A 23,684-nucleotide genomic window follows, 5' to 3' on the forward strand; every position below is an offset into this window, starting at 1 on the left:
GGCGGTCTCCTTAGCTCAGCACCGGGTTCGTTTTGTTGCGATCGATTCCGTACTTCCGCATGGCTTCGAGAACCACGTCCTCCTTGATCTCACCGTCCCGTGCCAAAGCCGCCAGCGCGGTCACCGCCACGTAGTAGCGATCCACCTCGAAGTGGCTCCGCAATTTCTCGCGGGTGTCACTGCGGCCGAAGCCGTCGGTGCCCAGGGTCAGATAGGTTTTGGGGATGTAGGCGCGAATCTGCTCAGACAGCAGCTTGATGTAGTCGGTGGAAGACACCACCGGCCCCTGCTGCTTCTCCAGGCACTGGGTGACGTACGCCTTCTTGGCGGTGTCGTCCGGGTGCAGGCGATTCCAGCGCTCAATGTGCAGGCCGTCGCGGGCCAGCTCGTTGAAGCTGGTAACGCTCCACACATCACTGGCCACGCCGAAGTCATCCTTCAGCAGCTGCGCCGCCGAGCGCACCTCGTTGAGAATGGCACCGGAACCCAGCAGCTGAACCCGTGGGGACTTCTTCTTGCCCTTGGTTTCAACGGATTCAATCTGGTACATGCCCTTGATGATGCCCTCTTCCACCTTCTTGTCTTTCGGCATCGCGGGCTGTTCGTAGTTTTCGTTTTCCATAGTCAGGTAGTAGAAAACGTTCTGATTGTCTTCAAACATTTCCTTGATGCCATGCTGAACCACCACGGCCATCTCGTAGCCGTAGGCCGGGTCGTACGCCTTACAGCTGGGAATGGTCTGGGCCAGGATGTGGCTGTGGCCGTCCTGGTGCTGCAGGCCTTCGCCGTTGAGCGTGGTACGCCCGGCGGTACCGCCGATCAGGAAACCACGCGCCTGGATGTCACCGGACGCCCAGGCAAGGTCGCCCACACGCTGGAAACCGAACATGGAATAGAAGATGTAGAAGGGTATCAGCGGGAAGTTGTTGGTGCTGTAGGAAGTGGCCGCTGCCATCCAGGCCGCCATGGAACCATCCTCGTTGATCCCCTCCTCAAGGACCTGACCTTTCTTGTCTTCCTTGTAGTACATGATCTGTTCACGATCTTCCGGCACGTACTTCTGGCCTTCCGAGGTATAGATACCCAGCTGGCGGAACATGCCCTCCATACCGAAGGTACGGGCCTCGTCCGGCACGATGGGAACAATACGCTTACCGATACGCTTGTCTTTGGTCAGTGCCGTCAACAGGCGCACAAACGCCATGGTGGTGGAAATCTCACGGCCATTGGAGCCGTCCAGCAGCGTTTTGAAGGTGTCCAGCGACGGCGCCTGCAGCGGCTGGCAGTCTTTGCGGCGCTTGGGGTAGAAGCCGCCCAGTTCCTTCCGGCGCTTGTTCATGTAGACAATTTCCGGACTGTCCGGCGCCGGGCGGTAGTAAGGCACGTCCTTGAGCTCTTCATCTTTCAGTGGCACCGCAAAGCGGTCACGGAAGGCCTTGAGCTGCTCGATATCGAGCTTCTTCAGGGAGTGTGCCGTGTTCTGGGCTTCGCCCGCACTACCAAAACCGTAACCCTTGATGGTATGAGCCAGGATCACCGTCGGCCGCCCGCCATTGTTGTGGATGGCATGGTGATAGGCCGCATAGACCTTATAGGGGTCGTGACCACCACGGTTGAGCTTGTTGATGTCCTCGTCGGTGAGGTTGTCCACCATCTTGGACAACTCCGGGTATTTCCCGAAGAAGTGCTTGCGGGTGTAGGCCGGACCGTTGCTCTTGAAGTTCTGCAGGTCACCGTCCACGGCTTCATCCATGACCCGCTGCATCAGGCCATCCTCGTCTTTCTCGAACAGCGGATCCCACATGCGGCCCCAAACCACTTTCAGCACGTTCCAGCCGGCACCGCGGAAGACGCCTTCCAGCTCCTGGATAATCTTGCCATTGCCCCTTACCGGGCCGTCCAGGCGCTGCAGGTTGCAGTTGACCACGAAGATGAGATTGCTGAGGTTCTCACGGCCGGCCACAGAGATTGAGCCCAGGGTTTCCGGCTCGTCGCATTCGCCGTCACCGACAAAGCACCACACTTTGCGATCGCCCATGTCGATCAGCTCGCGGCTGTGCAGATACTTCATCACGTGGGCCTGATAGATGGCCTGGATCGGGCCGAGGCCCATGGACACGGTGGGGAACTGCCAGTAATCCGGCATCAGCCAGGGGTGGGGATAGGAAGACAGACCATTGCCATCGACCTCCTCCCGGTATTTATCCAGCTGCGCTTCATCAAAGCGGCCCTCCAGGTAGGAACGGGCGTAAATACCGGGTGAGGAGTGGCCCTGGAAATAAACCAGGTCCGATTCCCGCTTTTCATCACCGCCGTGGAAGAAGTAGTTAAAGCCGACATCATAAAGTGTGGCTGCCGAGGAGAATGACGACACGTGCCCGCCCAGCTCACCCGGGCGCTGATTCGCCCGCAGCACCATGGCCATGGCATTCCAGCGGATCAGCGAGCGGATACGGCGCTCCATGAACAGATCGCCCGGCATTCGGGCTTCCTGGGTTACCGGAATGGAATTGCGGAACGGTGTAGTGATGGAATAGGGCAACTCGGTGCCGTCGCGGCTGGCTCGTTCGGAGAGCCTTTCAAGAATGTACTTGGCGCGATCAACGCCCTCCTGTTCGATCAGAGACTCCAGCGCATCCAGCCATTCACTGGTCTCTATGGGATCATCGTCCTGGTACATCAAACCTCCCCTTGGCATAAAAAGTACGGCGCGTGCCACGATCAGCAGCTAAGCGCCTTGCAGTGTCGATAAGCTGCGATGGAATGCAGAGCGTTTTGTTGTGGGCATTCGCCTGTTTGTTGTCTTGAACAAGCATAGAACACGATTGCCAGTTTTACTGCCTGAAGCGCCTTGCTTTGACGGTTTTTGGCCTGACGCATCCGGACGGCTACAACACTGCCGCCGGAGTCAACCCGAATATTACGTAGTATTTTTACTACATTTTGGTGCCAAAATTCAATTTTCAGGACAAAATTACGCCGGCCTACGGACTATTTCGGTTACTTACGTAAGAATGGCGCCTTTTTCGTCTTCAAACAAGCATGTTCAGACCAATGTCGTAGGATTCCTACCGGACGCGAATGAGTTGATCACGCCCGTTTTATTTAGACCTGAAAATGCTTTTGGATTTATGTATACTCGCCTGCCCGTTTTTTAACCAGCGGAGCGGTGGCGGATTCCACCCTCCTGAATTTGGCGCATAACCAAAGAGGGCGATCTATGAACTCCATCGTCACGTTCCCGAACCGCATCCCGACTGCCGAGTTCGAAGAGCGGCGCTTCAAGGTCTATACGGACCGCCAGCTCGACAAGATCGACGTTATCCAGAACCTCCCGGAAGAGACCCTGTTCGAGATGAAAGTGGTAGCCAGCGTGCTGCCTTTCCGGGTCAACGAATATGTCATCAATGAACTGATCAACTGGGACAAGGTGCCCAACGACCCCATCTATCAGTTGGTGTTTCCCCAGAAAGGCATGCTGAAGGACGAGCATTACGAGCGCATGGCAAAAATGCACAGGGACGGCGCCGACAAGAAAGAGATCCAGGCAGTGGCGAAGGAAATTCGCGACGAGCTGAACCCGCATCCCGCTGGCCAGATGGAAATGAACATGCCGGAGTTGAACGGCGAGGTTCTGGACGGCGTGCAGCACAAGTACCGGGAAACCGTGTTGTTCTTCCCTGCCCAGGGCCAGACCTGCCACTCCTACTGCACCTTCTGCTTCCGCTGGGCACAGTTTGTGGGTGACAAGGACCTGAAGATGGCCAGCACCGAAGCTGAAAAGCTTCACGGTTACCTGCAGGAGCATACCGAAGTCAGTGACCTGCTGGTCACCGGCGGCGACCCCATGGTGATGAAGACCAAGCACCTGGTCCAGTATCTGGAGCCGCTGCTACAGCCGGAGCTTGACCACATCCAGACCATCCGAATCGGCACCAAGGCCCTCACCTTCTGGCCATACCGCTTTGTGACCGACAAGGACGCAGACGAGCTGATCGACCTGTTTGCCCGCCTGGTCGATGCGGGCAAGCACGTAGCCATCATGGCTCACTACAACCACTGGCAGGAAATCACCACCGACATCGCCGAAGAGGCCATTCGCCGCCTGCGCGCCACCGGTGCCGAAATCCGTGCCCAGGGTCCGCTGATCAAACATGTCAACGACAACGCCGACGATTGGGCGAAGCTGTGGAACAAGGAAGTGCAGCTGGGCATCATCCCCTACTACATGTTTGTAGAGCGCGATACCGGTGCCAAGAATTACTTCGAAGTGCCCCTGGTAGAAGCATTCCATATCTACCGCGAGGCCATGAAGCAGGTATCCGGGCTCGCGCGTACCGCCCGCGGCCCGTCAATGAGCGCCGGCCCCGGCAAGGTAGAGGTACAGGGCATCACCGAGATCAACGGTGAAAAGGTGTTCGTGCTCCGGTTTATCCAGGCCCGTAACCCGGACTGGGTACAGCGCCCGTTCTTTGCCAAATACAGCGAAACAGCCACCTGGCTGCATGAACTGGAACCAGCCCTCGGGGAGGAGAAGTTCTTCTTTGAGGATGAGTTTGAGGAAATGAAAAAAGGGAACAACTAAACGCCGTATCTCTTCTAAGCTGGCACACGGATGTGCCAGCTGGACCCGATTGTTGCAACACTAATCCTACGAATCGTTACCGACGAACCACACCAGTTACCCTCCTCTTATTGACTGCTTTAAAAAAACATTTTAAAAACATCATTTTACAATGTTTTGCGCCCACTCGATTGCGCATCACCAGCCCTTCCCCTAGCTTCCTCACAGTTCTTTCGCAAATGAAGAACCGTCGTCACGGCAGCTCCAAGGACCTGGGAGGGATAAACCAGCTAACGCCTCCTTCCCCTTTCAGGCCAGACGATTAAACAACAGTCCAGCGTCACTAAAGCCCGCTGATTTTGTGACAACAGCCAATAACGGAACTACTATGTTCAAGAAGAAAGCCCTCCTGCGCGCCATCGTCGCCACCAGCCTTACATCCGCGCTAGTCGCCTGCGGCGGCGGAAGTTCCTCGGGAAGCACACCTCCTGTAAACCAGACTCCACCAACAGAAAATACCGGCAACTTCATCGACAGCCCGGTTGGCGGCCTACAATACGAAGCCAAACCCTCCGGCATTACCGGTGTTACGGGCGATGACGGCAGATTTCGCTTCATGGACGGCGATGCTGTTTACTTCAAGGTGGGCAACTACTTTGTGGGCTCGGCAGACGGCGCCAAAATGATCTCACCCAAGAGTATCGGCCTAACCAATGAAGACGCGGTGGCCAACATTGCCCGCTTCCTTCAGACGCTGGACGACGACGGCATTCTGGAAAACGGTATCACCATTAACAATGCCGCGCGGGAAACTGCCAGGAATTCGACCGGTGGCGAAGTTTCGGCACTGGATCTGTCGTCAGAAAGCGCCAAAGCCGGCATTCTTGAACTGACGGAAAAGAACTCTGTACAGAGAGCGGAACTGGTTGATCGAGCGTCGGCACTGGGTCACCTGAACCAGACACTGGCGGATTTTGAAGCGGCATCCAAAGTCAGCTGTTCCTCTGACGATGCCGCGGTGGAGAATGACGATCTCACTGGTAAGTTCTTCGGTCGGATCGGGAATGGCGAGATTACGCTGTTTGAATTCAGCTCTACCACTGAGTTCAAGGAGATCGCCAACGACGAAGGCAAACAAATAGAGCGCAGCGGTTCCTGGTCTATCGACGGTCAGGCTAAAACCCTGACCCTGACATTCGAGGGCGGATCAGACACTGTTGGCGTCTGTGGCACCGGTCAGGGAATCATCCTGGATGATGGAGAGACCCCCATGATTTTCTGGGAGACTGCTCCGTTCACCAGCTCACAGGATGAAACATTCCAGATTGCAACCGGGACCGATCAAGGCACCCTGCTTCAGTTGAACAGTGAAACCAAAGCATATTCCATGCTTAATGGAACCGGCACTTCTGAGCAAGGAACCTACTACGTTGAAGGAGAGACCAACCCATTTTTCTACCTCAGCCCTGACGATAACAGCGGATTCAGTGAAGCGTTCTTTTTAAAGGGACAGGACAACCGAATCGCGATTTATCTGCAATACACTACCGAAGGGGATGTCAACAACCTGACGGCTGTGGGTACGGCAACTGCTACACCAAACCTTACTGATGTCGGGCCCGACACGTTTGCAGGGAACAGCTTCCTGCTTCGCAACGAAGGTGAAAACTCAGTGTACATGTTGGACTTCACCAACAGCAGTTTCGTCCGCTATACCAACGAAACGGATACTGGCGAGCAGGGAGCTGTATTCTCTAAGGGAACCTGGTCTCTGGCAGGAAATGCTCTGACACTGGATGCTGATGGCGGTGCCTCGGAAACTTTCCGTGCCTGGGATGCAGGCAACCTGCTGTTCGTAGCCGATGAAGGCTCAGATATCCTGGCTCGCCTCTACAAAACCCAGCCCGTAACGCTCGGTACATTTACAGGCGAATACAACGTCAACATCCCGACTGAAAACGTGGTCAATAACAAACTGGTGATCAATGACAACAAAACCTGCAGTTACGATGGTACCGCTTGCGAGTGGGCAATCAATACCAAAGGTCATGCTGTCGTCAGCTTTCCTGGCAAGCCCGAGCAAGGCCATATCTGGCAGGTAGCCGGTCGCTCCAGCGCGTTCGGGTTCGTAATGAAGCACGAAGATGCCAACGACATCGAGCCTGGCTTTATGACTCGTCAGTAACTTCTTACACCTCAGGGCTTACTGACATTGCTGTCGGTAAGCCCTCTCACTGCGTTACCCTCTCCACAACTTCGGCACAAACCCCTCTGGCTTATCCGTCGGGTTTCCCCTTTGGCTCTACCCGACCTACGATTACAACTGCTCAGGCAGGTTAATCAGTGCATCAAGGTATACAGCTTGCGCCGATAGGTGCGCACATCCGGGTTATTGTTGCCCAGCTTGTCGAACAGCTCAATCAGTGTGGTTTTGGCCACTTCGTCCTTGTACTTGCTGTCTACCTGCATCAGGCGGATCAATAGCTCCATCGCCTCGGCGTTGTTTTCCTGGAGGATGTGATGCAGCGCCAGCAGGTGCAGGGCGTTGGGGTCTTTCGGGTCTTTATCGAGTGAGTCCTCCAGTTCCTTGACCGGAGGCAGTTCCGCGGAGGCCTTGAGAAACTTGATGCGGGCCGCCAGCTGCTTGGCCTGGTGCTGCATTTTCTCTTCCGGCGGCAGGCTTTCCAGGACCTGTTCGGCGGTTTCCAGATCGCCCAGCTCGGCTTTCAGCTGTGCCAGGTCGATGAGCACTTTGAGATCTTCCGGGTTATTCCGGTTCATCTCCGTAAGCACCGCCAGGGCCGCTTCCACATCACCCTCTTCCCAGAGGCGATGGGCCTTGTCGTAGGGGGCTTCTTCCTCTTCCGGTATCTCGATGTGCTTGTCGAGAATCTTACGGATCTCGCTTTCCTGTAGCGCGCCGTTAAAGCCGTCCACGGCCTGGCCGTCTTTCACCAGAATCACCGTGGGCAGGCTGCGCACACCCAGGCTGCCGGTCAGTTGTTCCTGCTCGTCGGCGTTCACTTTGGCCAGCATGAAACCGCCCCGGTACTCATCTGCCAACTTTTCCAGCAACGGCATCAACTGCTTGCAGGGGGCACACCACTCCGCCCACACATCGATCAGTATTGGCGTTCTGGACGACGCTTCCATCACATCCTGCTGGAAGTTCTCCATGGTGGCTTCAAAAATGTACGGCGAGTTGCTCATGGGTGGCACCTGAAATTGGTTTTCTGGAAATGGTTTCCTGAAGTGTCGTTAACGGAATGTTGTTGGTTGTTGGGGCTGAGCGCAGAAATTCAAGGCTACCCCTTGCCTTGAAATAATCGCTGGCGCCGCTACATAGGCTTTAGGCCCGGGAGCGCTGCTCCCCGGATCAACATTCCCGGAGGATGCTTGCACGGTATGAACGACGACAACCGCAACGACTCTTTTGAAGCGCCCGAAGAAGACCTGACTGAATACATCGGCAAGGATGAGAACAGCAAAAGCCTGGTGTTGCCGAAACAGCATATGCCCCGGCGCATGTACGTTCTGCCAGTCTCCAACCGGCCGTTTTTCCCGGCCCAGGTGCAGCCGATTGTGGTCAACCAGAACCCCTGGCAGGAAACGCTTAAACGTGTGGGCGAAACCGATCACAAGGTGCTGGGCATCTGCTTTGTGGAAAACAGCGACCCCGAAAAGGGCATTCCGGGCAGTGACGAACTGGAAACCGTCGGCTGCGCGGTACGGGTTCATCACGCCCAGGGGGAGAACGGCAAAGTCCAGTTTATTGCCCAGGGCCTGCAACGGTTCCGCATTACCCAGTGGCTGCGGCGCCGTCCCCCTTACCTGGTGGAAGTGGAATACCCGGAAGAGCCCGAAGAAGCGGCCGACGAACTGAAAGCCTATACCCTGGCCATTATCAGCTCCATCAAGGATCTGCTGCGCACCAACCCGCTCTACGGCGAGGAAGTGAAGCAGTACCTGTCCCGTTTCGGACCGGACGACAGCTCGCCTCTGGCGGATTTCGGCGCCTCCATGACCAGTGCCAAGGGGACTGAACTGCAGGAAGTGCTCAACACCGTGCCCCTGCTGCGGCGCATGGAAAAAGTACTGTTGCTGATGGCAAAAGAACAGGAAGTCGCGCGCCTGCAGAGTGAAATCAGCGAGGAAGTGAACGAGAAGGTCCAGAAGCACCAGCGGGAGTTCTTCCTCAAGGAACAGCTCAAGGTCATCCAGCGCGAGCTGGGGATGGCCAAGGACGACAAGACCGCCGATGCCGAGCGTTTCCAGGAACGTATGGAAAAGCTCAATCCGCCGGAGCAGGTGCAGGAGCGTTTTGACGATGAACTCCAGAAGCTTCAGGTACTGGAGCAGGGCTCGCCGGAATACGGCGTTACCCGCAATTACCTGGACTGGCTGACACAGGTGCCCTGGGGCCTGACCTCGGACGATCACTTTGATCTTGCCGAGGCCCGTCGCATCCTGGACCGTGACCATGACGGCCTGGAAGACGTCAAAAGCCGTATCGTCGAATTTCTTGCCGAAGGCACTTTCAAGGGCGAGGTCAGCGGCTCCATCCTGCTGCTGGTGGGCCCACCCGGCGTGGGCAAGACCTCTATCGGTCACTCCGTAGCCGACGCCTTGGGCCGCAAGTTCTACCGCTTCAGTGTCGGCGGTATGCGCGACGAGGCCGAAATCAAGGGCCACCGCCGCACCTACATTGGCGCCATGCCCGGCAAGTTCGTGCAGGCACTGAAAGACTCGAAAGTATCCAACCCGGTGATCATGCTGGACGAGATCGACAAGATTGGCGCCTCTTTCCAGGGCGATCCTGCCTCCGCGCTGCTGGAAACCCTGGACCCGGAGCAGAACCGGGAATTCCTCGACCATTACCTGGACGTGCGCATGGACCTGTCCAAGGTACTGTTCATCTGCACCGCCAACCAGCTGGACACCATTCCCCGGCCCCTGCTGGACCGCATGGACGTCATCCGCCTGTCTGGCTACATCGCTGAGGAAAAGCTGGCCATCGCCAAGCACTACCTGATGCCGCGGCTGCTGAAGCGGGCCGGCCTGCTAAAAAAGCAGATGAACATTACCGACGCCGCCATCAAGCAGATCATTGAAGGCTACGCCCGGGAAGCCGGCGTGCGTGGCCTGGAAAAGCTGCTACACAAGGTCATACGCAAGGGGATCGTGCAGCTACTGGAACACCCGGACAAACCAGTGAAGGTGGGCGTTTCGGACCTGCAGACCTACCTGGGCCAACCGGCATTCCGTAAGGAAAAATCCCTGAAAGGCACCGGCGTGGTCACCGGCCTGGCCTGGACTGCCATGGGTGGCGCCACCCTGAGCATTGAAGCATCGCGCATCCACAGTACCCAGCGCGGCTTCAAGCTCACCGGGCAACTGGGGGAGGTGATGAAAGAGTCCGCTGAAATCGCCTACAGCTATGTATCCTCAAACCTCAAGCGATTCAAAGGCGACCCGACCTTCTTCGACAAGTCTTTCGTGCATCTGCACGTGCCTGAGGGCGCCACACCGAAAGACGGCCCCAGCGCCGGTGTCACCATGGCCACCGCCCTGCTGTCCATCGCCCGTAAGGAAGCGCCCCAGCAGAATCTCGCCATGACCGGCGAGCTGACCCTCACCGGCCAGGTGCTGCCCGTCGGCGGTATCCGCGAAAAAGTCATTGCGGCAAGGCGCCAGAAGATCGGTAACCTGATCCTGCCGGACGCAAACCGGGGGGATTATGAGGAATTGCCGGATTACCTGAAGGAAGGGCTGACGGTGAATTTTGCGAAGCAATACAGTGACGTTTTTCAGGTGTGTTTCGGGGATAAGCCGAAGAAGGGGGCTTCGGTGCATTGATGGGAGTTCGTCGTAGGTCGGAGTTGGGTTGTCGGATTACGGCCCGCTGGGCCTAATTCGACCTACGGGGTCTGGATTGGAGACTACCCTGTGGCTGGGTTGTCGGATTACGGCTTCGCCTAATCCGACCTACGTGGAAGCTATCGACCTGGAAAGTTGTAGGTCGGATTAGGCGAAGCCGTAATCCGACACATTCAGGCGCCACCCCCGCACCGGGACCAGCCACCGTGCCTGAAGCCTCAGGCTTTAGCCTTCCACCCATCCTCACGAAGCACAGGCCCCACATCCAGGACCGGCGACGCATCAATGTCATCGGCATCCATCATATTAGCCACCCGCTGAAGCGACGCCAGAATCATTGTCTGCTCCCATTCTGCCAGACTCTGGAATTTCTTGATGAAGTCCTCCTGCAGCGGCTCCGGCGCGCGGGCCAGGATGTCGGCGCCCTCCTCCGTGAGATGAGCATGGACCTTACGCTTGTCCTGGGTGCTGCGAACCCGGTAAACCAGCTTGCGAAGCTCCAACCGGTCCAGAATGGTGGTCACCGTGGCCTGGCTAAGGCTCACCTTGTCGGCGATGGTACCAATGGTCACCTCGCCCAGATCCCGGATGCTGCGCATAATCAGCAATTGCGGGCCGGTCAGCCCGGCATGCTTGCTCAGGCGTTTGGAATGCAGGTCAGTTGCCCTTATCACCCGGCGCAACGCCACCAAAACCTCTTCGTAGTTGTTCAACGCATCACTCCGCTTCGTGTCTGTCAGATTCTTTATACCACTAACTATTAGAGGTCTTTGTTCCGGATATTGCAAGCAGCCGTATCCACATCCCGCCACTACCCGGCATCATGTATTGCACTGTCCTGCCGGTGCTTTTACGAATTTCAGCATTTTTCCGCCAGCCACTATGGTAAGGTCACAACCTTGTTGAATTTCCGCAAAACGGACACGGCCAGATGAATACCCGAGTACAAAACACCGTCCCGCACCGCCCTTCCGGGAAGCGCCTCACATCCCTCTTCGCATCGTGTCTTTTGGCGCTGGTTTTCAGTAGCGGAACCCTGGCCCAGGACCCCGGTGAAGATCTCACCGCGGAAGACGTGCAGCAGCGAATCGACACCCTGGAAGAGCCCATGTACACGCCGTTTGTCGAGCTGTACCTGCTTGAGGAAAGCAAAGCACTGCGCAAGGAGATGATGAATACCCGGGCTGAACTGATCGAGAAGGTCGTGGACAAGGAACTGTCCGTGGCGGACAAAACCATGTCCTATGCCACTGATACCGTTACCTATTTCTTTTACCTGATTGCCGGCGCCACCTCCATTCTGGTGATGTTGGGCTGGAACTCCATTCGCGACATGCGCAACCAGCTGACCACCCTGGCCGAAAAGCGTGTGAACGAACTGGTTGTGGAATACGAGAAGCGCCTGGACTTCATTGAAGACCAGCTCAGGCAGAAATCCGACATCATCCAGCAAAACCAGGCGGAAATTGAGCGCACTAACGAAGTGCATTCCCTGTGGCTGAAAGCCAGCCAGGAGACCTCGCAGCAGAACAAGATTTCCGCCTACGATATCATCCTCGATCTTCGCCCGGACGACGTGGAGGCGCTAAGCTATAAAGCGGACGCAGTGCTGGAAATGCAGGAGCCCTTATGGGCCATCAGCCTCTGTCAACGTGCGCTGAAGCTGGCACCCGAAAATGGCCATGCCCACTACCAGCTGGCCTGCGCCTATGCTGAAATTGGCCGATGGGACGATGCAATAGCAACGCTGCAAACGGCTATCAACATTTCCGAGGCTTACAAGGACGATGCCTCGGTAGATCCCAGTTTTGAACAGCTGCGGGATTACGACAGTTTCCGGAAACTGGTTTACCCGGCAGATGAGGAGCAGTCCGACACCTGATTGCTTGACAAGGCAGCATGTGTGGTGTTTGTTTACATCCCTGAGAACATAAGAATAACCCTGAAACAGGACAGACCCAATGAGCACACCAGTCAAAAAACTCGTAACTGCTATTACAACCTCTATCGCCGTCATCGGCGCTGGCCACGCTGCCGCTGAAATCAAGATTGGCATCGCAGGGCCAATGACCGGCCCCGTAGCACAGTATGGTGACATGCAGTTCTCCGGTGCCCGCATGGCGATCGAACAGATCAACGCCAATGGCGGTGTCATGGGAGAGAAACTCGTCGCCGTTGAACAGGACGACGTTTGTGATCCCAAGCAGGCCGTAACCGTTGCCAACAACATGGTCAACGAAGGCGTGCGCTTCGTGGTCGGGCACCTGTGCTCCAGTTCAACCCAGCCGGCTTCCGACATCTATGAGGACGAAGGCATCCTGATGGTCACGCCAGCCTCCACCAGCCCGGACATTACCGAGCGTGGCTATGAGTTGGTATTCCGCACCATCGGCCTCGATAGCATGCAGGGCCCGGTTGCCGCCAATTACCTGATCAGCCAGAAACCGGAACGTGTCGCCATTGTTCACGACAAGCAGCAGTACGGTGAAGGCATTGCCACCGCAGTACGCGACACCCTCGAGGAAGGCGGTGTCGAAATAGCGATGTTTGAGGGCATTACCGCCGGTGCCAAGGACTTCTCGTCACTGGTTACCAAACTCAGACAGGCTGACGTGGACTACGTCTATTATGGTGGCTACCACCCGGAACTTGGCTTGATCCTGCGCCAGGCACAACAGGCTGACCTGGACGCAATTTTCATGGGCCCGGAAGGCGTTGGTAACAAAGACATCAACACCATCGCCGGTGAAGCAGCAGAAGGCCTGCTGGTCACGCTGCCGCCGAGCTTCAACGAGAAAGCCGAAAACCAGGAACTGGTTCAGGCCTTTGAAGAGAAGGGCGAAGACCCGTCCGGCCCCTTCGTACTCACGTCCTACGCTGCCGTGCAGCTGATTGCCGATGGTATTGAAGCTGCCGAATCAACCGACCCGTTCGAGGTAGCCGAAGCCCTGCGTGAAGGCACATTCCAGACGCCTATCGGTACCGTTGAGTACGACAGTAAAGGTGATATGGAATCGTTTGAGTTTGTTGTCTTCGAATGGCATTCAGATGGCAGCAAAACTCCGGTAAACTAAGCCGCAATCGTTAACAAACGGTAATCATGAGAACACCTTCTCACCGCGATCCGGGAGAAGGTGTTTTTCTAGGCTCCTGTTGATCCTGCAGTCAGAGCGCCCGGCACACCGGGGCCAAGCCTGAAGGCAGTGAAGGGGGCAGGCTATCGGAGTCCCACACAGATGCAAGATCTCCTTTATTTTATTCAGCAGCTCATTAACGGGCTGACGATTGGGAGCACCTACGCCCTGATCGCCATCGGTTATACGATGGTTTACGGCATCATCGGCATGATCAACTTTGCCCATGGTGAGATTTACATGATCGGGGCCTACACCGCCCTCATCACCATTACCGGCCTTACGGCACTGGGCATCGTCTGGCTGCCGCTGATTCTGATCGTGGCGCTGATTTGCGCAATGATCGTTTCCAGTTCCATGGGCTGGGCGGTGGAACGGGTCGCCTACCGGCCAGTGCGCGGGAAACATCGACTGATCCCGCTGATCTCGGCGATCGGCATGTCCATCTTCCTGCAGAACTACGTCCACCTTGCCCAGGGATCCCGCAACATCGGTTTTCCAGCGCTGATTGAGGGCGGCTTCCGCTTCGGGGCCGAGGACTCGTTCCAGACGTCGATTACCTACATGCAGATCACCATTTTCGCGACCACCCTGGTGTGCATGACGATTCTTTCCCTGTTTATTTCCCGCTCCCGCATTGGCCGCGCCTGCCGTGCCGTCTCTCAGGATCTGGGCATGGCCAACCTGCTGGGTATCGACACCAACCGGATCATATCGGCCACGTTTGTGATCGGCGCTGCGCTGGCAGCGGTCGCAGGCCTCCTGCTGGGGATGTACTACGGCTCCATTGACCCGCTGTTCGGGTTTATCGCGGGGCTCAAAGCGTTTACGGCCGCTGTGCTTGGCGGCATCGGAAGCATTCCCGGTGCCATGCTGGGCGGCCTCATACTCGGGGTTGCCGAGAGCATGACCTCCGGTTACCTCAGTGGAGAATACAAGGACGTTGTGTCCTTCGGACTGCTGATCCTGATCCTGCTGTTCAAACCCACCGGCCTGCTTGGCAAACCGGAGGTTGAAAAGATCTGATGGCTGCTCATAACCTGAAACATGCGCTGTTTTGCGCCATTGTCACCCTGGTGATTTCTTATCCCATTCTGGGATTCAACCTCGTGAGCGAGGGCATAAACGTCACTCTGGAGGGAGCCAAAACCTCCACAATACTCGGCGTATTGCTCGCTGCGGTTATTGTTTTCCTGTTCCAGCTGTTCCGGGACAACATCATGGGGTCCCTGCGCCAGTTGCCCGCAGTAAACCCGCTTGCCAATCGCAAGCCAATGGAACAGAGCAAACGACTGAAACTGGAATCCTTCCTGCTTACGCTGATGGTCATAGGGGCACTCATCTGGCCCTTTGTTGCTTCCCGTGGTGCTGTCGACCTGTCAACACTGGTGCTTATATACGTCATGCTGGCCCTGGGCCTGAATGTGGTGGTAGGGCTGGCCGGCCTGCTGGATCTCGGCTATGTGGCTTTCTACGCTGTCGGTGCCTACACCTTCGCCCTGCTGTCCCAGTATTACGGCATTTCTTTCTGGTTCGCCCTGCCCATCGGTGCCTGTCTTGCCGCCCTGTTCGGATTGGTGCTTGGCTTTCCGGTGCTGCGATTACGGGGGGACTACCTCGCCATCGTGACACTGGGCTTCGGCGAGATCATCCGTATCCTGCTGAACAATATGACCAGCCTGACCGGTGGCCCCAATGGCATTGGCGGCATTCCCGACCCAACCCTGTTCGGCATGGAATTCGGCCGCCGGGTCAAGGAAGAGGGCAACACGTCTTTTCACGAGACCTTCGGCATTGCCTACAGCGGTGAACACAAGGTGATCTTTCTGTACCTGATCGCACTGGTGCTGGCCGTGATCACGGCTATCGCCATCCGTCGCCTGATGCGCATGCCGGTGGGCCGTGCCTGGGAAGCACTGCGAGAAGATGAAATCGCCGCCAAGTCCCTGGGCCTGAGCCGCACCGCCGTGAAGCTGTCAGCTTTTACCATCGGTGCTTTCTTTGCTGGCTTTGCAGGCACCGTGTTTGCCTCCAAGCAGGGTTTTATCAGCCCTGAGTCGTTCGTGTTCCTGGAGTCGGCCATTATCCTGGCGATTGTGGTGCTTGGTGGCATGGGCTCCCAGATGGGGGTCATCCTTGCGGCGATAGCGGTCACCATCCTGCCGGAACTGGCAAGGGAGTTCTCCGAGTACCGGATGGCGATATTCGGTGCCGCCATGGTGTTGATGATGGTCTGGCGCCCCCAGGGCCTGATGCCCATGCGACGCATCCACATCGAACTGAAACGGCCGGAGTGACGGGTAATGCTTGAAGTACAGAATCTGTCAATGCGCTTTGGCGGCCTCCTGGCGGTGGATCAGGTGTCGCTGGACGTACAGGAACACGAAATCGTGGCAATTATCGGCCCCAACGGGGCCGGCAAAACCACTGTCTTTAACTGCATGAGCGGGTTCTACAAGCCTACGGGTGGCAAGATCCTGTTTCAGGGTCGCGAGATCCAGGGCAAACCGGATTACAGGATTTCCCGCCTTGGTCTGGTCAGAACCTTCCAGCACGTGCGGCTTTTCAGCCGCATGACAGTGGTGGAGAACCTGCTGGTGGCACAGCATCGTCACCTCAATACCAACCTGCTCTCAGGCATTCTCAAGACACCGAACTACCGCGAAAGGGAGCAGAAATCTCTCGACCGGGCGGCCTACTGGCTGAACCGGGTTGGCCTGATGGATATGGCCAACCGGGAGGCCGGCAACCTCGCCTATGGCCAGCAACGACGGCTGGAAATTGCCCGCTGCATGGTCACCGAGCCCAAGCTGCTGATGCTGGACGAGCCGGCTGCCGGCCTCAATCCGGCCGAAACCAAGGACCTCAACCAACTGATCATCAGCCTGAAGGAAGACTACAACGTTTCCGTGGTGCTGATTGAGCACGACATGAGCCTGGTGATGGATATTTCCGACCGCATCAACGTAATTAACCAGGGCCGCCCCCTGGCCAGCGGCACACCGGATGAGATTCGCCGGAACGACGATGTAATCAAAGCCTATCTGGGTGAGGCCTGAGGAAAAACCATGCTTGTACTAGAAGACGTCCATACCCACTACGGCAAGATCGAGGCGCTTCATGGCGTCTCTGTTGAAGTAAAGAAAGGTGAGATTGTGTCCCTGATCGGCGCCAATGGCGCCGGCAAAACCACGCTGCTGATGACTGTCTGTGGCAATCCCCAGGCCACTTCCGGCCGGGTGACTTTTCAGGGGCGCGACATCACCCGGGACATGACCTCCAATATCATGCGCTCGGGCATTGCCATTGTGCCTGAAGGCAGGCGCGTGTTTTCCGGCCTGACTGTCGAAGAGAACCTCCATATGGGCGGTTTTTTCAATACCAAATCGGAAATCCGCAAAAGCCAGGAACACGTCTACGAGTTGTTTCCGCGCCTGAAAGAGCGGGAGCATCAGCGTGCCGGCACCATGTCCGGTGGTGAACAGCAGATGCTGGCCATCGGGCGGGCGCTGATGAGCAAGCCCAACATGATCATCCTGGACGAACCTTCTCTGGGGCTGGCACCGCTGGTGATCAAACAGATTTTCGAGATCATCGGCAAGCTGCGGGAGGAAGGTATTACCGTGTTCCTGGTGGAGCAGAACGCCCACCAGGCGCTGAACCTGGCAGACCGGGGTTACGTGCTGGAAACCGGACGCATCCGCTTGCATGACACAGGGAAGAACCTGCTGGCCAACCCGGATGTTCAGAATGCCTACCTTGGCGGTTAAACAGGAGAAGGTCTAGAAATATCAACATGATCAAACTTTGACTTTGCAGGCCAAATCAATGACTCAGCGCGTTTGTAATTTGCCTTCCTGATATATGAACTATACTCAGAGTCAACGGTCGACCTGTCTCCACGGGGAATCAATCAGGGCCGTTAGCGCGCCGGCTTCCCGGGCCCTTCTCAGGCGGAGGTGGCGCGTTTGCGACGACAGCTAAATTAAACAAGGAGTTAATAATGAAAAAACTGATCGCAGGTGCACTGCTTATGGGTGCCTCTACCCTCGCTTTCGCCCAGCCTGGCTGTGGCATCGGTGCCATGGTCTGGAAAGGACAGTCCGGCATTGCACCCCACGTTCTGGCAGCAACCACCAACGGTACCTTTGGTAACCAGACCTTTGGCATGACCACCGGCACCCTCGGTTGTCAGACTAACCAGTCTGTCCAGTCCATGGCCATGTACATGGAAAGCAACATTGATAAGGTAGCCCGTGACATGTCTCGCGGCTCTGGTGAAAACCTGGACACCCTCGCAGTGCTGCTGGGTGTAGACGAAGCGGATCGCGACTCTTTTCGCAAGGCCCTCCAGGACAACTTTGCAACCATCTTCCCGTCCTCTGACACCACGTCTGGTGAGGCGGTAGATGCGATCGTAGCCCTGCTGGAAAAGGATGAGGCGCTGAGCAAGTATGTAGCAGCCTGATCCTATGGCCCGATAAATGATCTCGCGCGCCAGGGACGGCGCAACGGAGTCCAGCCTATCCACCCAACGTTCAACCCGGAATTGACTGACCATCCATGCGCACTTCGCTTCGGTTTGCGCTGGCCTTCGTCTGGCTGGCATCAGGTTTCAATGCACTCGCCACCCCGCTTCCTGACACCGGAAACCTCCATCAACATCCCGCCTGGCTGACACTGGTGCACTACCAGCCCGACCGCTTCGGTGATGGTTATACCGGCCAGGCAGACGATGATGATTTTTTCCTCAGTGCCAACGGCAAAACCTCACCAAAGGCGGAACTTGACGCTACCCTGGAAGCCATTACCCGGCCTGGCGGCGGAGACAATCATGCGCGCTGCCGCTTCCCCGCACGTGACCGTTGGTTGAGGGACCAACTGGACCTGGCACAGCAACCGGCTGACTGCCCCGCCTTCGACCAGTGGACCGAAGAACTCAATACCGAAACCGTGACACTGGTGTTTGCAGCCTCGTATCTGAACAGTCCGTCATCAATGTTCGGCCATACCTTCCTGCGTCTTGACCCGCCCCAGGAAGACGAGGAAACCAACCTGATCCTCGCCAACACCATTTCCTACGCTGCCGATGCTGCCGCCCACGACAGCGAGATCCTGTTCGCCTACAAGGGCATCTTTGGCGGCTACCCGGGCATCACCTCCATCCAGCCCTATTACGAAAAGATCCGCCTGTATTCCGACATCGAGCATCGGGACCTGTGGGAGTATCAGCTCAACCTGACCCAGTCGGAAGTGGACATGATGCTGGCCCACACCTGGGAAATCCGTGACCGCAACTTCGACTACTACTTCTTCGATGAAAACTGTGCCTACCGGCTGCTGGCGCTGATCGACGTGGCTCGCCCCGGCACCGACCTGCTGGACGAAGTCGGCACCCATGCCATTCCCTCAGACACCGTGCGCTGGGTGGTGGACAGGGGGCTGGTGGAAGACGTCTATTACCGCCCTTCCGCTGCAACCAGCGTCAGCCACAGCATCGACTCGCTGCCCGACGAACACCAGACGCTGGCCGCCGCCATCGCTAACGGTTATGTAGAGGCAGACGCCCCGGAGGTAAAAGCATTAAACGATGAGGAGCGGGCCCGGGTGCTCGACACCACCTACGACTATGTCCGTTACCAGAGTGAGGCAGACGGCTGGCCCCGGGAGCATGCTGCCCCCCTGTCCCACGACCTGCTGAAGGAACGCAGCCAGATTCGCGGTGTAGCCGCACAGAACGGCGCGCCAGAGCCTGCCATACGTGACGACCAGGGCCACGACACCTTCCGCGCCAGCCTCAGTGGCGGGCGAATAGGCGACCGTAACTTTGCAGAAGTGACATTGCGCCCGGCCTATCACGATGTACTGGACCCACCGGCGGGCTACCGTGGCGGCGCCCAGCTCCAGTTCCTGCGCCTTGATGCACGCTTATACACCGACAATGACGAATTGCAGATCGAGCAACTGACCGGTGTGGAGATCCGTTCCCTCTCGCCGCGCAACCAGTTCTTCTCGCCACTGTCCTGGCAGGTCGGCTTTGGTGGCCGCCGCACAGACACCGAAACCAACCGCGTATTCGCGCCTTACCTCGAAGGTGGCGCAGGCGGCAGCTGGCAGCTGGCCACCGGTACCCAGGCCTTCGCCATTGCCACCGCCGACCTTGAAATCGACGACGACCTGCGCCGGGGCTACGACGCTGCCCCGGGTGCCGACCTGGGCATACTCCACCAGAACAACCGGTTCAGTCTGCTGGGCGGCGTAAAAACCAAAGCCTGGATCGTCAGCAGCCAACACCGCCAGGACCAGGCCTACCTTGAGGGCAACTGGCACTTCGGACGGGAGTTCAGCCTGTTCGGGAAGTTCAGCCGTGAAGACCACTACGACAGGTACCGCAGCACATGGCAACTCGGACTCCACGCGTACTTTTGAGAGCTCTGAACACACTGACCGGCATCGCTGCCGCATTCATCCTGCTGCTGCAGACCGGCTGCAGCAGCGTATTCTTCTATCCCGATAACGTCACCTACGTCACCCCGGACCGCCTGAACCTGGAATACGAAGATGTATTCCTGAACACCCCGGACGGCGAAACCCTCCATGGCTGGTGGCTGCCCGCGACATCCGAACCCAGGGGTAGCGTCTACTTCCTGCACGGCAATGCCCAGAACATCAGCAGCCACATAATGAACGTCGCCTGGCTGCCTGAGAGGCGCTACAACGTGTTTCTGATCGACTACCGGGGATATGGACGCTCCACCGGAGCACCGGACATAGAAGGCACCCTGCACGATGCTGAGACCGGTCTTCGGTGGCTGGTTGAGCAGCCGGAGGTGAAGAGCCAGCCCCTCTTCCTGCTGGGCCAGAGCCTAGGTGGCGCACTGGGAACCGCGCTGGCCAGCGAGTGGGTAAAACGGGGCCAACAGCCGCCATTGGACGGCGTAATCCTTGACGGCACCTTCAACGGTTTCCGTGCCATTGCCCGGGAAAAACTGGGCGAATTCTGGCTCACCTGGCCACTGCAGGTTCCCCTGAGCCTGACCATTACCGACGAGTACGAACCCTATGAGCGGATCGGGGATATCAGCCCGGTTCCGGTGATGGTGATTCACAGCGTGCGGGACGGGATTATTCCGTTTCACCATGGTGAGCAGTTGTATGAGGCAGCGGAAGAGCCCAAGAAGTTTTTAAGGACGGATACGGGGCATGGGTCGACATTTATGATTCCGGGGTATAAGGAGGAGGTATTGGGGTTTATGGGGCAGCCATAAAAAAGCCCGCCGGACTCGGTGGTCGAGTGGCGGGCTTTTTGTCGGATTACGCCTTCGGCTTTTATGCCCTTTACGGGTAAATCCGACCTACGGGTTGTGGCTCCCGTCAGGTTCAGCTTACAGTGCGGAGAGGTCCGTGGGCTGTTCGCCTTCCTTTACTTCTTTCATGGACAGTTTTACGCGTCCACGGTTGTCTACGTCCAGTACCTTGACCAGAACTTCCTGGCCTTCACTGAGTTCGTCGGTGACGTTCTCGATGCGACGCTCGGAGATCTGGGAAATGTGTACCAGACCATCCTTGCCGGGCAGGATGTTGACGAAGGCACCGAAGTCCACGATGCGCTCAACGCGGCCGCTGTAGATGGCACCCACTTCGATTTCCGCGGTGATTTCCATCACCCGCTTCATCGCAGCATTGGCTGCCTCCTGATTGTCGGCGTAGATCTTCACGTTGCCGTCGTCATCCAGATCGATGGAAGCACCGGTCTCGTCACAGATAGAACGGATCACAGAACCGCCCTTACCGATGACGTCGCGGATCTTCTCCGGGTTGATCTTGATGGTGGTAATGCTCGGCGCGCGGCTTGAAAGCTCTTTGCGCGGTGCAGAGATCACCTTCGCCATTTCACCCAGGATGTGCATACGGGCTGCATTGGCCTGGTCGAGAGCAATTTCCATGATCTCGTCGGTAATGCCCTGAATCTTGATGTCCATCTGCAGCGCAGTGATACCTTCAGAAGTACCTGCCACCTTGAAGTCCATATCGCCGAGGTGATCCTCGTCACCCAGGATGTCGGTCAGAACCGCGAACTTGTCGCCTTCCTTGACCAGACCCATGGCAATACCGGCAACCGGCGCCTTGATCGGTACACCCGCATCCATCAGCGCCAGGCTGGAACCACAGACAGACGCCATGGAGCTGGAACCGTTGGACTCGGTGATCTCGGAAACCGCACGGATGGTGTACGGAAATTCTTCCATGGAAGGCATGACCGCAGCCACACCACGCTTGGCGAGACGGCCGTGGCCGACTTCACGACGACCCGGCGTACCAACACGGCCGGCTTCACCGACAGAGTACGGAGGGAAGTTGTAGTGGAACAGGAACGGATCCTTACGCTCACCTTCCAGGGCATCGATGATCTGCATGTCACGAGCAGTACCCAGCGTGGTGGTCACGATGGCCTGGGTTTCACCACGGGTGAACAGGGCGGAACCATGGGTGCTGGGCAGAATGCCAACTTCCACTTCAATTGGGCGAACCGTCTTGTTGTCACGGCCGTCAATGCGCGGCTTGCCTTCGATAACCTGCTGACGAACGATGGTTTTCTCGACCTTGCCGAAGTACTTCTTGACGTCATCCGCGGAAGGCTGGCCTTCCTCTTCGCCCGCCAGCTTCTCAACCAGTGCAGACTTGATTTCGCTCAGACGGGCGTAACGCTCCATCTTGTCGCGGATGCTGTAGGCTTCTTCGATGGCCGCAGCGGCTTCGGCGTTAACGGCATTGAGAAGATCCGTGTTCTCAGGCTCCGGCTGCCAGTCCCAACGCGGCTTGCCAACTTCAGCAGCAAGTTCCTTGATGGCGGTAATCGCTGTCTGCATTTCCTGATGGCCATACAGCACCGCACCCAGCATCTGGTCTTCGATCAGGCCCTTGGCTTCGGATTCAACCATCAGAACCGCATCCTCGGTACCGGCAACCACCATGTCCAGCAGGGAGGTTTCCAGTTCTTCGAATGTGGGGTTCAGGAAATAGCCTCGCTCGTTGGTGTAGCCAACGCGGGATGCACCAATCGGACCGTCAAACGGGATACCAGAGATCGACAAAGCCGCAGAGGCAGCCAGCATGGCAGCGATATCCGGATCCTGGTTCTTGCTGGAGGACATCACCGTGGTGATCACTTGGGTTTCGTTCATGAACCCCTTGGGGAACAGCGGACGAATCGGACGGTCGATCAGGCGGGATGTCAGGGTTTCTTTCTCGGACGGACGGCCTTCGCGCTTGAAGAAGCCACCCGGGATTTTACCCACAGCGTAGGTCTTTTCGAAATAGTTAACGGTCAGCGGGAAGAACGGCTGGCCGGGCTTGGCCTCTTTGGCCGCAACCACGGTACCCAGTACCGAAATGTCATCAACGGTAACCAGCACAGAGCCAGTCGCCTGACGAGCAATACGGCCGGTTTCGATGGTGACGGTCTTGCCGCCCAGTTCAAACGTTTTCTTTACGGGTTTAAGATCCACTGTAACTCCTGAATTCATCTTTTCAAATTGACTCAGACAGCCCGCCCATGCGAACTATCCGTTATAACTGCACCAAGGCCTGAATCGATGAACTGAAGAGCAACCCGTCTGAAAGCTAACAGGCTGTTGCAAAACCCCGGGGCCAGAATCACGTTCTTCGAGACCGGGCTTTTCAACAACCTGCTATCAATTTCAACTTTCCAATACGACAGGGAGTTTCTTCAGGTTTCACTGACAGACACGATGCAGGGGAGAAGCACAACCGGCGAGGCAAACGCCCCGCCGGCCGTTAAGTACAACCGGACTAGCGACGCAGGTTCAGACGCTGGATCAGCTCCAGGTAGCGGTCTGCGTTCTTGCGCTTCAGGTAATCCAGCAGCTTGCGGCGCTGGTTAACCATCCGGATCAGACCACGGCGGGAATGGTGATCCTGCTTGTTGGTCTTGAAGTGATCCTGCAGCTTGTTGATGTTGTGGCTCAACAGTGCAACCTGAACTTCAGGAGAACCGGTATCGCCATCACCCTGCTGAAAATCCTTAACGATCTGTGCTTTCTCGTTGGCAGAAAGTGCCATAACTCACCTCTATTGTCGCGATGCTA

Annotated in this window: 17 protein-coding genes; 12 read left to right on the forward strand and 5 right to left on the reverse strand. The window is 57.0% G+C overall.

Annotated features, from left to right (window positions below; all coding sequences use genetic code 11):
* Nucleotides 1–10 precede the first annotated feature (10 nt).
* Nucleotides 11–2,680, reverse strand: coding sequence for a pyruvate dehydrogenase (acetyl-transferring), homodimeric type (gene aceE / locus FDP08_RS09425; protein ID WP_137435773.1), 2,670 nt, complete (start codon nucleotides 2,678–2,680; stop codon nucleotides 11–13).
* 540 nt (nucleotides 2,681–3,220) lie between these two features.
* Between aceE and FDP08_RS09430 the strand changes: the two genes are divergently transcribed.
* Together FDP08_RS09430 and FDP08_RS09435 are read left to right on the forward strand one after the other, a co-directional pair.
* Nucleotides 3,221–4,585 carry a KamA family radical SAM protein gene (locus tag FDP08_RS09430; protein WP_137435774.1) on the forward strand — a complete coding sequence of 455 codons (1,365 nt, stop codon included), beginning with the start codon at nucleotides 3,221–3,223 and terminating at the stop codon, nucleotides 4,583–4,585.
* A gap of 367 nt (nucleotides 4,586–4,952) precedes the next feature.
* Nucleotides 4,953–6,749 (forward strand): hypothetical protein, encoded by a 1,797-nt coding sequence (locus FDP08_RS09435; RefSeq protein ID WP_137435776.1) that lies wholly within the window; start codon nucleotides 4,953–4,955, stop codon nucleotides 6,747–6,749.
* Between the two features lie 155 nt (nucleotides 6,750–6,904).
* On the opposite strand, the gene FDP08_RS09440 is transcribed toward FDP08_RS09435, so the two are convergent.
* The gene (locus FDP08_RS09440; RefSeq protein WP_137435778.1) at nucleotides 6,905–7,774 is read right to left on the reverse strand and encodes a tetratricopeptide repeat protein; all 870 of its coding nucleotides are present in this window, start codon (nucleotides 7,772–7,774) and stop codon (nucleotides 6,905–6,907) included.
* Between the two features lie 195 nt (nucleotides 7,775–7,969).
* On the opposite strand from FDP08_RS09440, the gene lon reads away from it, so the two are divergent.
* On the forward strand, nucleotides 7,970–10,420 hold the full coding sequence (gene lon, locus FDP08_RS09445; RefSeq protein ID WP_137435780.1) for an endopeptidase La: 2,451 nt from the start codon (nucleotides 7,970–7,972) through the stop codon (nucleotides 10,418–10,420).
* Between the two features lie 239 nt (nucleotides 10,421–10,659).
* On the opposite strand, the gene FDP08_RS09450 is transcribed toward lon, so the two are convergent.
* A complete protein-coding gene (locus FDP08_RS09450; RefSeq protein WP_137435782.1) occupies nucleotides 10,660–11,154 on the reverse strand; it encodes a MarR family winged helix-turn-helix transcriptional regulator in 495 nt (164 codons plus the stop codon).
* Between the two features lie 218 nt (nucleotides 11,155–11,372).
* Between FDP08_RS09450 and FDP08_RS09455 the strand changes: the two genes are divergently transcribed.
* The 9 genes from FDP08_RS09455 (at nucleotide 11,373) to FDP08_RS09495 (ending at nucleotide 20,843) form a co-directional block, all read left to right on the forward strand.
* On the forward strand, nucleotides 11,373–12,323 hold the full coding sequence (locus FDP08_RS09455; RefSeq protein ID WP_137435784.1) for a tetratricopeptide repeat protein: 951 nt from the start codon (nucleotides 11,373–11,375) through the stop codon (nucleotides 12,321–12,323).
* Nucleotides 12,324–12,402: 79 nt separating this feature from the next.
* On the forward strand, nucleotides 12,403–13,515 hold the full coding sequence (locus FDP08_RS09460) for a branched-chain amino acid ABC transporter substrate-binding protein (protein WP_137435786.1): 1,113 nt from the start codon (nucleotides 12,403–12,405) through the stop codon (nucleotides 13,513–13,515).
* Between the two features lie 162 nt (nucleotides 13,516–13,677).
* Entirely contained in the window at nucleotides 13,678–14,601 is a 924-nt protein-coding gene (gene livH, locus FDP08_RS09465) for a high-affinity branched-chain amino acid ABC transporter permease LivH (RefSeq protein ID WP_137435788.1), read from the forward strand.
* Nucleotides 14,601–15,872, forward strand: coding sequence for a high-affinity branched-chain amino acid ABC transporter permease LivM (locus FDP08_RS09470; protein ID WP_137435790.1), 1,272 nt, complete (start codon nucleotides 14,601–14,603; stop codon nucleotides 15,870–15,872). Before livH ends, FDP08_RS09470 begins: the two co-directional genes overlap by 1 nt.
* A gap of 6 nt (nucleotides 15,873–15,878) precedes the next feature.
* Nucleotides 15,879–16,634, forward strand: a complete 756-nt coding sequence (livG, locus tag FDP08_RS09475; RefSeq protein ID WP_137435792.1) for a high-affinity branched-chain amino acid ABC transporter ATP-binding protein LivG — start codon at nucleotides 15,879–15,881, stop codon at nucleotides 16,632–16,634.
* A gap of 9 nt (nucleotides 16,635–16,643) precedes the next feature.
* On the forward strand, nucleotides 16,644–17,345 hold the full coding sequence (locus tag FDP08_RS09480; RefSeq protein ID WP_137435794.1) for an ABC transporter ATP-binding protein: 702 nt from the start codon (nucleotides 16,644–16,646) through the stop codon (nucleotides 17,343–17,345).
* A 233-nt stretch (nucleotides 17,346–17,578) separates the two neighbouring features.
* Nucleotides 17,579–18,043, forward strand: coding sequence for a DUF3015 domain-containing protein (locus FDP08_RS09485; RefSeq protein ID WP_137435796.1), 465 nt, complete (start codon nucleotides 17,579–17,581; stop codon nucleotides 18,041–18,043).
* 95 nt (nucleotides 18,044–18,138) lie between these two features.
* On the forward strand, nucleotides 18,139–20,004 hold the full coding sequence (locus FDP08_RS09490) for an Lnb N-terminal periplasmic domain-containing protein (protein ID WP_137435798.1): 1,866 nt from the start codon (nucleotides 18,139–18,141) through the stop codon (nucleotides 20,002–20,004).
* The gene (locus tag FDP08_RS09495; protein ID WP_137435800.1) at nucleotides 19,974–20,843 is read left to right on the forward strand and encodes an alpha/beta hydrolase; all 870 of its coding nucleotides are present in this window, start codon (nucleotides 19,974–19,976) and stop codon (nucleotides 20,841–20,843) included. The genes FDP08_RS09490 and FDP08_RS09495 overlap by 31 nt, the downstream gene beginning before the upstream one ends.
* A gap of 117 nt (nucleotides 20,844–20,960) precedes the next feature.
* On the opposite strand, the gene pnp is transcribed toward FDP08_RS09495, so the two are convergent.
* The gene (gene pnp / locus FDP08_RS09500; RefSeq protein WP_137435801.1) at nucleotides 20,961–23,084 is read right to left on the reverse strand and encodes a polyribonucleotide nucleotidyltransferase; all 2,124 of its coding nucleotides are present in this window, start codon (nucleotides 23,082–23,084) and stop codon (nucleotides 20,961–20,963) included.
* A gap of 304 nt (nucleotides 23,085–23,388) precedes the next feature.
* Nucleotides 23,389–23,658, reverse strand: a complete 270-nt coding sequence (gene rpsO, locus FDP08_RS09505) for a 30S ribosomal protein S15 (RefSeq protein ID WP_137435803.1) — start codon at nucleotides 23,656–23,658, stop codon at nucleotides 23,389–23,391.
* Nucleotides 23,659–23,684: the final 26 nt, after the last annotated feature.

Origin of the sequence: Marinobacter panjinensis (genome assembly GCF_005298175.1) — a bacterium.
GTDB classification, from domain to species: Bacteria; Pseudomonadota; Gammaproteobacteria; order Pseudomonadales; family Oleiphilaceae; genus Marinobacter; species Marinobacter panjinensis.

What these genes read in the sequence shown, in the direction of transcription:
- aceE (WP_137435773.1), bottom strand. Translation starts at nt 2,680, where the DNA reads ATGTACCAGGACGATGATCCCATAGAGACCAGTGAATGGCTGGATGCG.
- FDP08_RS09430 (WP_137435774.1), top strand. Translation starts at nt 3,221, where the DNA reads ATGAACTCCATCGTCACGTTCCCGAACCGCATCCCGACTGCCGAGTTC.
- FDP08_RS09435 (WP_137435776.1), top strand. Translation starts at nt 4,953, where the DNA reads ATGTTCAAGAAGAAAGCCCTCCTGCGCGCCATCGTCGCCACCAGCCTT.
- FDP08_RS09440 (WP_137435778.1), bottom strand. Translation starts at nt 7,774, where the DNA reads ATGAGCAACTCGCCGTACATTTTTGAAGCCACCATGGAGAACTTCCAG.
- lon (WP_137435780.1), top strand. Translation starts at nt 7,970, where the DNA reads ATGAACGACGACAACCGCAACGACTCTTTTGAAGCGCCCGAAGAAGAC.
- FDP08_RS09455 (WP_137435784.1), top strand. Translation starts at nt 11,373, where the DNA reads ATGAATACCCGAGTACAAAACACCGTCCCGCACCGCCCTTCCGGGAAG.
- FDP08_RS09460 (WP_137435786.1), top strand. Translation starts at nt 12,403, where the DNA reads ATGAGCACACCAGTCAAAAAACTCGTAACTGCTATTACAACCTCTATC.
- livH (WP_137435788.1), top strand. Translation starts at nt 13,678, where the DNA reads ATGCAAGATCTCCTTTATTTTATTCAGCAGCTCATTAACGGGCTGACG.
- FDP08_RS09470 (WP_137435790.1), top strand. Translation starts at nt 14,601, where the DNA reads ATGGCTGCTCATAACCTGAAACATGCGCTGTTTTGCGCCATTGTCACC.
- livG (WP_137435792.1), top strand. Translation starts at nt 15,879, where the DNA reads ATGCTTGAAGTACAGAATCTGTCAATGCGCTTTGGCGGCCTCCTGGCG.
- FDP08_RS09480 (WP_137435794.1), top strand. Translation starts at nt 16,644, where the DNA reads ATGCTTGTACTAGAAGACGTCCATACCCACTACGGCAAGATCGAGGCG.
- FDP08_RS09485 (WP_137435796.1), top strand. Translation starts at nt 17,579, where the DNA reads ATGAAAAAACTGATCGCAGGTGCACTGCTTATGGGTGCCTCTACCCTC.
- FDP08_RS09490 (WP_137435798.1), top strand. Translation starts at nt 18,139, where the DNA reads ATGCGCACTTCGCTTCGGTTTGCGCTGGCCTTCGTCTGGCTGGCATCA.
- FDP08_RS09495 (WP_137435800.1), top strand. Translation starts at nt 19,974, where the DNA reads ATGGCAACTCGGACTCCACGCGTACTTTTGAGAGCTCTGAACACACTG.
- rpsO (WP_137435803.1), bottom strand. Translation starts at nt 23,658, where the DNA reads ATGGCACTTTCTGCCAACGAGAAAGCACAGATCGTTAAGGATTTTCAG.